Origin of the sequence: Pseudoxanthomonas mexicana (genome assembly GCF_001556105.1) — a bacterium.
Classification (GTDB): domain Bacteria; phylum Pseudomonadota; class Gammaproteobacteria; order Xanthomonadales; family Xanthomonadaceae; genus Pseudoxanthomonas_A; species Pseudoxanthomonas_A mexicana_A.
This window is the reverse complement of sequence record NZ_LSIF01000062.1, coordinates 49,723-60,482: the sequence shown is the minus strand read 5'-3', so window position 1 is coordinate 60,482 and position 10,760 is coordinate 49,723. Positions and strand designations below refer to the sequence as shown.

Annotated in this window: 14 protein-coding genes; 7 read left to right on the top strand and 7 right to left on the bottom strand. The window is 66.3% G+C overall.

Annotated features, from left to right (window positions below):
* On the bottom strand, window positions 1-285 hold a 285-nt coding region (locus AX730_RS11210; RefSeq protein WP_198147161.1), incomplete at its 3' end, for a deoxyribodipyrimidine photo-lyase.
* Window positions 286-314: 29 nt separating this feature from the next.
* Window positions 315-1,505 (bottom strand): alanine racemase, encoded by a 1,191-nt coding sequence (gene alr / locus AX730_RS11205; RefSeq protein WP_062356289.1) that lies wholly within the window; start codon window positions 1,503-1,505, stop codon window positions 315-317.
* Window positions 1,506-1,917: 412 nt separating this feature from the next.
* Here alr and AX730_RS11200 point away from each other — a divergent pair, with 412 nt between their 5' ends.
* Window positions 1,918-2,292, top strand: a complete 375-nt coding sequence (locus AX730_RS11200) for a hypothetical protein (RefSeq protein ID WP_062356287.1) — start codon at window positions 1,918-1,920, stop codon at window positions 2,290-2,292.
* A 3-nt stretch (window positions 2,293-2,295) separates the two neighbouring features.
* Here AX730_RS11200 and AX730_RS11195 read toward each other — a convergent pair whose 3' ends face one another.
* From AX730_RS11195 to AX730_RS11175, 5 genes are all read right to left on the bottom strand, one after another.
* Window positions 2,296-3,696: a replicative DNA helicase gene (locus tag AX730_RS11195; protein WP_062356285.1), complete on the bottom strand. Its 1,401-nt coding sequence runs from the start codon at window positions 3,694-3,696 to the stop codon at window positions 2,296-2,298.
* Between the two features lie 202 nt (window positions 3,697-3,898).
* Window positions 3,899-4,348 (bottom strand): 50S ribosomal protein L9, encoded by a 450-nt coding sequence (rplI, locus tag AX730_RS11190; protein ID WP_062356282.1) that lies wholly within the window; start codon window positions 4,346-4,348, stop codon window positions 3,899-3,901.
* Between the two features lie 98 nt (window positions 4,349-4,446).
* A complete protein-coding gene (rpsR, locus tag AX730_RS11185; protein ID WP_056880329.1) occupies window positions 4,447-4,677 on the bottom strand; it encodes a 30S ribosomal protein S18 in 231 nt (76 codons plus the stop codon).
* A gap of 11 nt (window positions 4,678-4,688) precedes the next feature.
* Window positions 4,689-5,114, bottom strand: coding sequence for a 30S ribosomal protein S6 (gene rpsF / locus AX730_RS11180; RefSeq protein WP_062356279.1), 426 nt, complete (start codon window positions 5,112-5,114; stop codon window positions 4,689-4,691).
* A gap of 169 nt (window positions 5,115-5,283) precedes the next feature.
* Complete coding sequence (locus AX730_RS11175; protein WP_062356277.1) at window positions 5,284-5,622, bottom strand: HesB/IscA family protein; 339 nt, start codon at window positions 5,620-5,622, stop codon at window positions 5,284-5,286.
* 111 nt (window positions 5,623-5,733) lie between these two features.
* Here AX730_RS11175 and asnS point away from each other — a divergent pair, with 111 nt between their 5' ends.
* The 6 genes from asnS to AX730_RS11145 all read left to right on the top strand — a co-directional run bounded on the left by asnS (window position 5,734) and on the right by AX730_RS11145 (window position 10,749).
* Window positions 5,734-7,134, top strand: coding sequence for an asparagine--tRNA ligase (gene asnS, locus AX730_RS11170; protein WP_062356274.1), 1,401 nt, complete (start codon window positions 5,734-5,736; stop codon window positions 7,132-7,134).
* Window positions 7,134-7,439: a hypothetical protein gene (locus AX730_RS11165; RefSeq protein WP_062356270.1), complete on the top strand. Its 306-nt coding sequence runs from the start codon at window positions 7,134-7,136 to the stop codon at window positions 7,437-7,439. Before asnS ends, AX730_RS11165 begins: the two co-directional genes overlap by 1 nt.
* The gene (locus tag AX730_RS11160) at window positions 7,436-7,744 is read left to right on the top strand and encodes a hypothetical protein (RefSeq protein ID WP_062356268.1); all 309 of its coding nucleotides are present in this window, start codon (window positions 7,436-7,438) and stop codon (window positions 7,742-7,744) included. The genes AX730_RS11165 and AX730_RS11160 overlap by 4 nt, the downstream gene beginning before the upstream one ends.
* Before the next feature lie 7 nt (window positions 7,745-7,751).
* On the top strand, window positions 7,752-8,396 hold the full coding sequence (locus AX730_RS11155; RefSeq protein WP_062356266.1) for an FMN-binding negative transcriptional regulator: 645 nt from the start codon (window positions 7,752-7,754) through the stop codon (window positions 8,394-8,396).
* Between the two features lie 98 nt (window positions 8,397-8,494).
* The gene (locus tag AX730_RS11150) at window positions 8,495-9,283 is read left to right on the top strand and encodes an SDR family oxidoreductase (protein ID WP_062356263.1); all 789 of its coding nucleotides are present in this window, start codon (window positions 8,495-8,497) and stop codon (window positions 9,281-9,283) included.
* A gap of 44 nt (window positions 9,284-9,327) precedes the next feature.
* The gene (locus AX730_RS11145; RefSeq protein ID WP_062356306.1) at window positions 9,328-10,749 is read left to right on the top strand and encodes an aldehyde dehydrogenase; all 1,422 of its coding nucleotides are present in this window, start codon (window positions 9,328-9,330) and stop codon (window positions 10,747-10,749) included.
* Window positions 10,750-10,760: the final 11 nt, after the last annotated feature.

The window sequence follows — 10,760 nt, the reverse complement described above, 5'->3', positions numbered from 1 at the left end:
CACCGCCGTTGCACCGGATGCGTCAATCAACGCCTGCAACGTTTCCGCACTCCGGCCCTGTCGAACCAGCAGGCGCGAGCCACGTCGGCGCAAGTCGTCATCCAGTGCCGCCAGCGACGGGTGCAGCCAAGCCTGCGAGGCGGCACCCGGCGCCCACTCGCCTTCTTCCTCCGGCGCATGGATGTACACGGGCACCGGCGTGAAGCCCTCGTCCAGCGCCGCACGCAGCGCTGGATGGTCATCCAGGCGCAAGTCATGGCGGAACCAGACGATGGCATTCGGCATACGGAAAACCTGAAAAGACGGCCGTGGTCTTACGCGAACGGCGGACCGCTGGATGCAGCGCCGAGGTATTCGCGCGGAATGCGCGCGTTGAGTCCGGTCAGGATCTCGTATGGAATGGTCCCGGCCGCCAATGCGACCGCCTCGCAGGAAATCGCGTCGCGACCCTGGTGGCCGATCAGCACGACTTCGTCCTCGTTGTAGGCCGTACCGCCGGGGCCAAGATCGACCATGAACTGGTCCATGCAGACGCGGCCGACGATGGGATAGCGTTCGCCCCGCACCAGCACCTCGCCCCGCGACGACAGCGAACGTGGGTAGCCGTCACCGTAGCCGATCGGGATGGTCACCACGCGGGTATCGGTCGGCGCCATCCAGGTGGCCCCATAACTGACGGTTCGGCCGGCGCGCACGACCTTGAAGTAGACGACCTTGGACACAAGCGACAGCGCCGGCCTGAGGTCGATCGTGGCCTGCGATGCGGGGTCCGGCAGCACGCCGTAGAGCGCAATGCCCGGGCGCACCATGTCCAGCCAGGTATCAGGGAAATGCAGCACACCTCCGGAATTGGCCAGGTGGCGGATCGGCATCGGCACGCCCAGCCGGTCGAAATGCGCGCACGCATGCAGGAACCGCTGTAGCTGCACGTCCGTCATCGGCGAGGCGGGATCATCCGAGCACGCCAGATGCGAATAGATGCCCTTCACCGTGCACCAGGACGAATCAACCGCCGCCTCGATCAATGGCGCCGCGTTCTCGCTGTGCACGCCGATGCGTTCCATGCCGGTATCGACCTTCAGGTGGATCACCGCTTTGCGGCCGAGCGACTGGGCCGCCTGCTCGACCTGGCGCAACTTGGCGATCGACGACACCGTGACTTCAAGATCGCATGCCAGGAACTGGCCGACCTGAGGCGCATGGATGCCGCCCAGCACGAGGATCGGCACCGTCACGCCGGCGCGCCTCAAGGCCAGACCCTCTTCCACCAGTGCAACACCAAACTGGCCGATGCCCTGTGCCTGCAGATGCAGGGCGACCGGCACCAGGCCATGCCCATAGGCATTGGCCTTGACGATGCCCATGACCGGTACGCCGACCACTCCCTGGATCGCATGCAGGTTGTGCACCAGCGCATCGAGATCCACGCGAATCCGCGTCGGCCGATCGTTCGCTTCGGGGCGCGCGTGCGCGTCTGACAGGGCGGCGTCCACAGCAGTCTCCATGCGCCGATTGTAGCGTTCAGCGGCCCGCCTCCCGTTCATGGGTCCACGGAAAAAGTTGCGTTAGGCTTGCCCTGGCTTCCAAGGATCGACTCCGATGGCGCTTCGCCCCACCTCAATAATCCTCGGCAGCGTGATCATTGCCGCTGTCCTCGGCGCATGGTGGTGGACCCGTGCGATCCCCACGGATGCCGGACCGCTGGACAGGCATCCATCGCGAATCTTGGCGCCTGCTTCCACGGTGCCGTCGCCCGACGACCGTCCTGCGACGGGCAGCGCACCAGCAACCTCACCCGCCAACGTCCAGCCATCCGTGCAGGCGACCATTACGGCGTCGGGCGCCGCAACGCCGCCCGCCCCGGCGACTGGCACCCCGGCCGTGGCACGGGCGTTGTCGGCAGAGGGGGAACGCAGGGTGGACAAGTTCCTGGCCGGACTGCGGACGGCCAGTTCGGATGCGAAGGATTACGAAACACTGGGCCGGTCGGAACCGGCGGACCCTGATTGGTCTCCGCGCCTGGAAACCCTGATCGAACAGGTGATCGAACGCCATGCCCGGGAGTTCGGGCACTTGGAGATTTCGAAGCCGCGTTGCAGCAGGAGCCTGTGCATGCTGACGGCGGTGGCGACCACGCGGAATCCGCCTCAGCTCGCGCAGGCCGACTTCCAGCGCCTGGTCGGCTACATGATGCAGGAGCCCTGGTTCCGCGAGTCGTTCTTCGATGCCAGCACCACGATGGCCGCCGATGCGACGGGGGACGTCTTCGTGAGCTACTTCATCCGCAAGTAGCGGTCACTCGAACGCACCGATGTTGTCGTGGCTCAGGTTGTCGAAGCGGGTGTATTCGCCGAAGAACCGCAGCTTGCAAGAGCCGGTCGGGCCGGAACGCTGCTTGCCGATGATGATCTCGGCCAGGCCTTTGTCCGGCGAGGTTTCCTTGTTGTAGTAATCGTCGCGGTAGATGAAGACGATCATGTCGGCATCCTGCTCGATGGCGCCCGATTCGCGCAGGTCGGCCATCACCGGGCGCTTGTCGGTACGCGTTTCCAGCGAGCGGTTGAGCTGCGACAGCGCAAGCACCGGCACGTTGAGCTCCTTCGCCAGGCCTTTCAGCGAGCGCGAGATCTCGGAGATCTCGGTCGCGCGGTTCTCGCTGTTGCCCGGCACCGACATCAGTTGCAGGTAGTCGATGACGATCAAGCCCAGATCGTGTTCGCGCTTCAGCCGGCGGGCCTTGGAACGCAGCACGTCGGGCGACAGGCCCGGCGTATCGTCGATGAAGACCTTGGCCTGGTCCTTGAGGATGCGGATGGCGCTGGTGACGCGACTCCAGTCCTCGTCTTCCAGCGAGCCGGTGCGCAGGCGGGTCGCGTTGATGCGCCCGACCGAGGAGATCAAACGCATGGCCAGCTGGCCGGCCGACATTTCCATCGAGAAGACGGCGACCGCCTTCTTCGATTTGATCGCGGCGTACTCGGCGATGTTCAGCGCGAACGTGGTCTTGCCCATCGCCGGACGCGCGGCCAGGATCACCAGGTCGGTGGGCTGCAGACCAGCGGTCATCATGTCGAATTCGTTGTAGCCGGTCGGCAGGCCAGTCACGGTGCCGCCACTCTCGGAGCGCACGCGCAGGACTTCGAACGCGTCCTTCAGCGCGTCGTTCATCGCCACGAAATCGGTACGCCCGCGTGCGCCCTGCTCGGCGATCGCGAACACCTTCTGTTCGGCGACCGCCAGCATCTCGTCGCTTTCCCTGCCTTCCGGCTGGAACGCGTCGTTGACGATCTCGGTGCCGACTTCGATCAGCTGCCGCATCACCGCCTTGTCGCGGACGATCTCGGCGTAGGCGGTGATGTTGGCGGCGGACGGTGTGGTGCTGGCCAGCTCCACCAGGTAGGCACCGCCGGCGACCAGCTCCATGTGACCCTGCGATTCGAACCACTCGCCCAGCGTCACCGCGTCGAACGGCCGGTTCCGCTCTGCCAGTTCACCGATGGCGCGGTAGATCAGCTGGTGGTCGCGCCGGTAGAAATCGTTCGGCGTCAACTTGTCGTTGATGCGATCGTAGGCTTCCGGCGCCAGCATCAGGCCACCCAGCACCGCCTGCTCCGCCTCGATGGAGTTCGGCGGCACGCGCAGCTGTTCGATGCGCGAGTCGTTGGGGTCCTGGCGAAAACCGGTGCGGGCGGACATCAAGCAAAGCTCCTGCGGCGCATGCGAGGCGGAAGCTCGCACGGCCGGCCATGGTAGGCAGTCCATGCCCGAGGGTGTTGCAGATAAGTGTGTGGATAACCGGTGGGCATCTCAGCGACTGAGACGGACACGAGCTCCAAAAACAGGACGGGCGCCTTTCGGCGCCCGTCTGTCGGCATCACGGATGATGCGCGAGGGTGGATCAGGCTTCGGCCTGCACCACGACCTTGACGGTCGTGTGCACGTCGGCGTGCAGCTTCACGACGATCTCGTACTCGCCGATGTTGCGCAGCGCGCCTTCGCCCATGATGACTTCGCTCTTCTCGAGCGGCAGGCCGGCAGCCGTGAAGGCGTCGGCAATGTCGCGCGGGCCGACCGAACCGAACAGCTTGCCTTCGGTCGCGGCGTTGGCGGTGATCGTGACGCTGGCGCCTTCCAGCTTGGCGGCGCGGCTTTCGGCGTCGTCATGCACGGCCTTGGCCTTGGCTTCGTAGTCGGCCCGCTTGGCTTCGAACTCGGCGACATTGGCGGCGGTCGCCGGCACGGCCTTGCCCTGCGGCACCAGGAAGTTGCGGCCGTAGCCAGGCTTCACGTTGACCTTGTCACCCAGGACACCCAGGTTGGTCACTTTCTGCAGAAGAATCAGTTCCATCGTATTGCTCCGTATTCGTTAGCAGGGCGGGCCTGCAGCGATTGGCTGTCCGAATGACAGTGGGAAAGAAGAACCTCCCTGTGCAGGGAGGTCCTGGATTACACGTCGTGGTTGTCCGTGTACGGGATCAGCGCCAGGAAACGGGCGCGCTTGACCGCGGCGGACAGCTGACGCTGATAGCGGGACTTGGTGCCGGTGACGCGGCTCGGGACGATCTTGCCGTTCTCGGTCAGGTACTGGCGCAGGGTGTTGAGATCCTTGTAGTCGATCTCTTTCACGCCTTCGGCGGTGAACTTGCAGAACTTGCGGCGGCGGAAGAACTTGGACATGGGTGTGCTCCTCAGGCGGCTTCGGCGTTGTCGGAATCGTTCGAGGCAGCGGGGGCCTCGCCTTCTTCGTCGTCACGGCGGCGACGCTCGCCACGTTCGGGCTTGTCGCCCTTCTCGTCCTTGTTCTTCATGATCAGGGACTGCTCGGTGTCCGGGCCATCGCGCTTGATGACCAGGTTGCGCAGCACCGCATCGTTGAAGCGGAAGCTTTCCACCAGTTCGTTCAGCACGGCCTGGTCGGCTTCGATGTTGAGCAGGACGTAGTGGGCCTTCACCAGGTTCTGGATCGGGTACGCCAGTTGGCGGCGGCCCCAGTCTTCCAGACGGTGGATCGTGCCGTTGCCGCCCTCGATCAGCGCCTTGTAGCGCTCGATCATGGCCGGCACCTGCTCGCTCTGGTCCGGGTGGACCAGGAATACGACTTCATAGTGACGCATCGTTTTTACCTTTCGGATGTGGGCCCGGCCTGGAAAAAGGCCGGACTGGACAGCCCCCCGATGGCCGTAACGGGCACGGTGGGGCGAGGAGCCGGCGGCCTGACGGGCCTCCGGGAGCAGGAAAGTATGACAGGTCAACCACTTAGGGGCAACCTACCCCCTGGACGTGTCAGGCGGCGTCAGCCGTGGTGGTGAAGCTCTCGCCACAGCCGCATTCGGCAGCCGCGTTCGGGTTCCGGAACATGAAGGTCTCGGACAGGCCCTGCTTGGCGAAGTCGATCTCGGTGCCGTCGACCAGCGGCAGGCTGGTGGCGTCGACGTAGATCTTCACGCCCCCGAACTCGAACACCGTGTCGCCTTCGCGCTCGTCGCGGGCCAGGTCGGCCACATGGCCCCAGCCGGAACAGCCGGTGCGGGTCACGCCGAAGCGCAGGCCCAGCGCCGACGGCGTCTGCTCGACGAAACGCTGCACGCGTTCGAGTGCAACCGGGGTCAGGGTGATGGCCATGCGTATCTCCTATGCGACGCGGACGATTATAGCCACCGGCATGCCGAGGGCTGCGCGGCTCTTGTAAACTCCGCGTTCCATCAATAAGTCTGTTATCGAAGGATTCAAGCCATGACGGTGGTGAGCGTCGAACATGCGCTGGCGGGCAAGCTCCCGGCCGGCGGCGAAGTCACGGTGCGCGGCTGGGTGCGCACGCGGCGCGATTCCAAGGCGGGCCTGTCCTTCGTCAACGTCAGCGACGGCTCGTGCTTCGCGCCGATCCAGGTGGTGGCGCCCGACTCGCTGGTCAACTACGAATCCGAGATCAAGCACCTGACCACCGGCTGTGCGGTCGTCGCTACCGGCACGCTGGTGGCCTCGCAGGGCCAGGGCCAGAGTTTCGAGATCCAGGCCTCGTCCATCGAGGTGGTGGGCTGGGTGGAAGACCCCCTCACCTACCCCATGCAGCCCAAGCAGCATTCGCTGGAGTACCTGCGCGAGTTCGCCCACCTGCGCCCGCGCACCAACCTGTTCGGCGCGGTCACCCGCATCCGCAACTCGCTGGCGCAGGCGGTGCACCGCTTCTTCCACGAGAACGGCTACTTCTGGATCAGCACGCCGATCATCACCACCTCCGATGCCGAAGGCGCCGGCCAGATGTTCCGCGTGTCCACGCTGGACATGGTCAACCTGCCGCGCGACAAGGAAGGCGCGGTGGATTTTTCCCGTGACTTCTTCGGCAAGGAAACGTTCCTGACCGTGTCCGGACAGCTCAACGCCGAGGCGTATGCGCTGGCCATGAGCAAGGTCTACACCTTCGGCCCGACGTTCCGCGCCGAGAACAGCAACACCACGCGTCACCTGGCCGAGTTCTGGATGATCGAACCGGAAGTCGCGTTCAACGACCTGGCCGCCAACGCGCAGCTGGCCGAGGACTTCCTGAAGTACCTCTTCCGCGCCGTGCTCAGTGAGCGTGCAGACGACATCGCCTTCATCGCCGAGCGCGTCGAGCCAACTGCGTTGACCCGCCTGGAAGCCTTCGTCAACTCGCCGTTCGAGCGCATCGACTACACCGACGCGATCTCACTGCTGCAGAAGTCGGGGCAGAAGTTCGAGTTCCCGGTCGAATGGGGCCTGGACCTGCAGACCGAACACGAGCGATGGCTGACCGAGCAGCACGTCGGCCGGCCGGTGGTGGTGACCAACTATCCCGAACACTTCAAGGCGTTCTACATGCGCCTGAACGACGACGGCAAGACCGTCGCGGCGATGGACGTGCTGGCGCCGGGCATCGGCGAGATCATCGGCGGAAGCCAGCGTGAGGAGCGCCTGGACGTGCTGGACGCTCGCATGGCGCAGTTCGGCCTGGATCCGGCGCATTACGGCTGGTATCGCGACTTCCGTCGTTACGGTTCGGTGCCGCATGCCGGCTTCGGCCTCGGCTTCGAGCGGCTGGTGGTGTACGTCTGCGGGCTGTCCAACATCCGTGACGCCATCGCCTACCCGCGTGCGCCGGGCAACGCGGAGTTCTGATGATCCTGTTCTTCGCCCTGTGCTTCGTCGGTGTCGCCATCGCCGGCTTCTGCGCCTTCGTCATTTTCTGGCCACTGACGCTGGTGCACATCCGCGATCGCCACGGCGCGCTCGGTGCGCAATGGGGCGAAGGCGCCTTCCTCAAGCCGGTCGCGCTGCGCTGGCTGCTGGCCGGCGACTACCGGCAGATCACCGACACCTCGCTGTCCGGCCTCGCGACACCGGCACGGATCTCGCTATGCGTGATCATGGTCGGCCTATCGATGGCCGGCCTGCTGGCGCTGTGGGCGGAGGCCTTCGCATGAATCCGTTCATCCGGGAAGACTGGTACCTCGCATCCCTCGGCCGCACGCTGATCTGGGCGCGCCTGCATCTGCTGGACGCCGGCACTGCCGAAGTACTGGACAGCGATGGCAATACGCTCGCCTATGACAGCGAAGACAGCGCCCGCGCGGCGCTGTTCGACGCGGAGTTCGTCGCATTCGATGGTCTGGACGAAGACGACGCACTGATGCGCGGCTTCTCGCTGGCGGGCGTGCAGCCCCCGCAGGGCGACGACGACGCCGCGCTGGTGCCGCAGATGGTGCAGTCGCTCGGCGCACGCGCCTGATCCGGCCATGTACACGCCGCGTGCGTTCGTCGAAACCGATCTGGCCGAACTCGACCGGCTGATCGCGCGCGACTCGTTCGTCACCCTGGTCACCGTCGCCGACGGCGTGCCCGTGGTCAGCCACCTGCCGGTGCTCTACGCACGCGACGGCGACCGGATCGTCATCGAAGGCCATTGGGCGAAGCCGAATCCGCAGGCCCGCCATGCCGGTCCCGCCCTGCTGATCGTGCACGGTCCGCACGCCTACCTGTCGCCGGGCTGGTACGCAGACAAGGAAGAAGCCGCCCGCGTGCCAACCTGGAACTACGCCGTCGCGCACCTGCATGGCGTGCTGGAAACGACGGAAGACACCGGCATGCTGGCCTCGATCGTCGATCGCCTCAGCCAGGTCAATGAAGCCCACGCGGGCAACGACTGGCGCTTCGAGCACGACCGCGACGACCACGTCCGCCAGCTGCGGGGGATCATCGGCTTCCGCTTCGACGTAGAACGCGTCGAGCTGAAGTTCAAGCTGAGCCAGAACCATCCGGTCGCCAATGTCGACGGAGCTGCCTCGGCACTGCAGAGACTGGGTGGGGAAAACAATCTGGCGGTCTCGGACTTGATGCGCGAACGCCTGGCCCGCCGGAAAGACGGCGTGGGAGCGACGTAAGTCGCGAAGCGGTACCCCAGGAAAAGCATCGCGACCTACGTCGCTCCCACACACCCCGCGGGGCTACACTCGGCGCCTCGCTTTGCTGGGAATGACGCATGGACCTCAACCTCGCCGGCCGGCATGCCCTCGTCTGTGGCGCGTCGGAAGGCATAGGCCGCGCGGCGGCACATGAACTCGCCCTGCTCGGCGCGAACGTCACCGTGTTGGCACGCCGTGCAGACGTACTGGCGGAGGCCGCCGCTGGCCTGCCCCGTACCGTCAGCGGACAGCACCACGGCAGCATCGCGGTCGACGTCGCCGACGCCGATGCATTGCAGGCCAAGGTGTCGGCACTCGCAGCGGCAAGCCCGATCCACGTTCTGGTCAACAACTCCGGCGGGCCGCCCGCGGGACGTGCCATCGAGGCCGTGGCCGACGATTTCCTGGCGGCCTTCCAACGGCACCTGCTCGCGAACCACGTCCTCGCGCAGGCGGCGGTCCCCGGCATGCGCATCGCCGGCTGGGGCCGCATCGTCAACGTCGTCTCCACCTCGGTAAAGGAACCCATCGCCAACCTCGGCGTTTCCAACACCATCCGTGGCGCCGTGGCGAGCTGGGCCAAGACGCTGTCGAAGGAGCTGGGTGCCGACGGCATCACCGTCAACAACGTGCTGCCGGGCTATACGCGCACGCAGCGGCTGGATCAGATCCTGCGCGACCGCGTGCAGTCCACCGGCAAGGAGGAGGCAGCCATCAGCGCGGCGATGCTCGCCACGGTGCCGGCCGGTCGGTTTGCCGAGCCCGGCGAGATCGCCTCAGCCATCGCCTTCCTCGCCTCGCCCGCCGCCGGCTACATCACCGGCGTCAGCCTGGCGGTGGACGGCGGCCGCATGCAATCGATCTGAGGGCCCCGGACGGGGGGCTTGCCAGCCGGGTTAAGCTAATGGACATGGACCGCTTCGGCCACTTCATCGAAGGCGAACCGCGCCCCGGCAGCGCCTGGCGTCCCGTGTTCGAACCGGCGTCTGGCCAGATCTATGCCGAGGTCGCCGATGGCAGCGAGAACGACGCGCTGCTGGCCGTGCAGGCTGCCGAGGCGGCCTTCCCCGCGTGGGCAGCGCTCACGACGAGCGAGCGGTCGCGCTGGCTGGAGAAACTGGCCGACGCCCTGGAACAGCGGCGCGACGCGTTCGCCGCCGCAGAATCGCGCGACACCGGCAAGCCGTTGGCGCTGGCCCGCGACATCGAAATCCCGCGCGCCATTGCCAACGTGCGCTTCTTCGCGCACGCGGCCACCCAGTTCGCCAGCGAATCCCACCATGGCGAGGCCGGCTTGAACTACACCCTCCGGCAGCCGCTGGGGGTGGTCGCCACGATATCGCCCTGGAACCTGCCGCTCTATCTGTTCACCTGGAAGATCGCGCCCGCGCTGGCGGCAGGCAACACGGTGGTGGCCAAGCCGTCGGAGATCACCCCGGCCACCGCCACCCTGCTGGGCGAACTGGCGGCCGAGATCGGCCTGCCGCGCGGCGTACTGAACATCGTGCATGGAACGGGTCCTGCCGTCGGCGAGCCGCTGGTGCTGCATCCCACCGTCAAGGCGGTGTCGTTCACCGGCAGCACGGTGGTGGGACGGCGCATTGCGGGACTGGCCGGTCCGCAGCTCAAGAAAGTGTCGCTGGAGCTGGGCGGCAAGAACGCGACGCTCGTCTTCGCCAACAGCGACTGGCGCACGCACCTCGACACCCTGCTCCGCTCCGCTTTCCAGAACGCGGGCCAGATCTGCCTGTGCGGGTCACGGCTGCTGGTGCAGCAGGCGATCTACGACGAATTCCGCGATGCCTTGCTCGAACGCGTCCGCGACCTGAAAGCCGGCCCGCTCGACGACCCTGCCACGCGCCTCGGCGCCATGGTGTCGCAGGCGCATTTCGAGAAGGTGCTGGCCTGCATCCAGCGCGCCCGCCAGGAAGGCGGTCGCCTGCTCGCCGGTGGCCACGCCGTGGACCGGCCGGGCTGGTACATCGCACCCACCGTGATCGATGGGCTGGGACCCGGGGCCACCAGCAACCGGGAAGAAATCTTCGGCCCGGTGGTCACCCTGCAATCGTTCGAGAACGAAGCGGACGCGCTGGCCCTCGCCAACGCCAGCGACTACGGGCTGGCCGCGACCGTGTGGACGCGCGATCTGGACCGCGCCCATCGACTGGCCGCGCAGCTGCGCGCGGGCATCGTCTGGATCAACACCTGGATGACGCGCGACCTGCGCACGCCCTTTGGCGGCACGGGTGCGTCCGGCCTGGGCCGCGAAGGCGGCCTGGAGGCCATGCGTTTCTTCACCGAACCCAAGAACGTCTGCGTGGCGTTGCGCTGAGGATCATCGAA

Excerpts from the sequence above, each read along its gene's own strand:
- alr (WP_062356289.1), bottom strand. The coding sequence starts at position 1,505 with ATGGAGACTGCTGTGGACGCCGCCCTGTCAGACGCGCACGCGCGCCCC.
- AX730_RS11195 (WP_062356285.1), bottom strand. The coding sequence starts at position 3,696 with ATGTCCGCCCGCACCGGTTTTCGCCAGGACCCCAACGACTCGCGCATC.
- rplI (WP_062356282.1), bottom strand. The coding sequence starts at position 4,348 with ATGGAACTGATTCTTCTGCAGAAAGTGACCAACCTGGGTGTCCTGGGT.
- rpsR (WP_056880329.1), bottom strand. The coding sequence starts at position 4,677 with ATGTCCAAGTTCTTCCGCCGCCGCAAGTTCTGCAAGTTCACCGCCGAA.
- rpsF (WP_062356279.1), bottom strand. The coding sequence starts at position 5,114 with ATGCGTCACTATGAAGTCGTATTCCTGGTCCACCCGGACCAGAGCGAG.
- AX730_RS11175 (WP_062356277.1), bottom strand. The coding sequence starts at position 5,622 with ATGGCCATCACCCTGACCCCGGTTGCACTCGAACGCGTGCAGCGTTTC.
- asnS (WP_062356274.1), top strand. The coding sequence starts at position 5,734 with ATGACGGTGGTGAGCGTCGAACATGCGCTGGCGGGCAAGCTCCCGGCC.
- AX730_RS11165 (WP_062356270.1), top strand. The coding sequence starts at position 7,134 with ATGATCCTGTTCTTCGCCCTGTGCTTCGTCGGTGTCGCCATCGCCGGC.
- AX730_RS11160 (WP_062356268.1), top strand. The coding sequence starts at position 7,436 with ATGAATCCGTTCATCCGGGAAGACTGGTACCTCGCATCCCTCGGCCGC.
- AX730_RS11155 (WP_062356266.1), top strand. The coding sequence starts at position 7,752 with ATGTACACGCCGCGTGCGTTCGTCGAAACCGATCTGGCCGAACTCGAC.
- AX730_RS11150 (WP_062356263.1), top strand. The coding sequence starts at position 8,495 with ATGGACCTCAACCTCGCCGGCCGGCATGCCCTCGTCTGTGGCGCGTCG.
- AX730_RS11145 (WP_062356306.1), top strand. The coding sequence starts at position 9,328 with ATGGACCGCTTCGGCCACTTCATCGAAGGCGAACCGCGCCCCGGCAGC.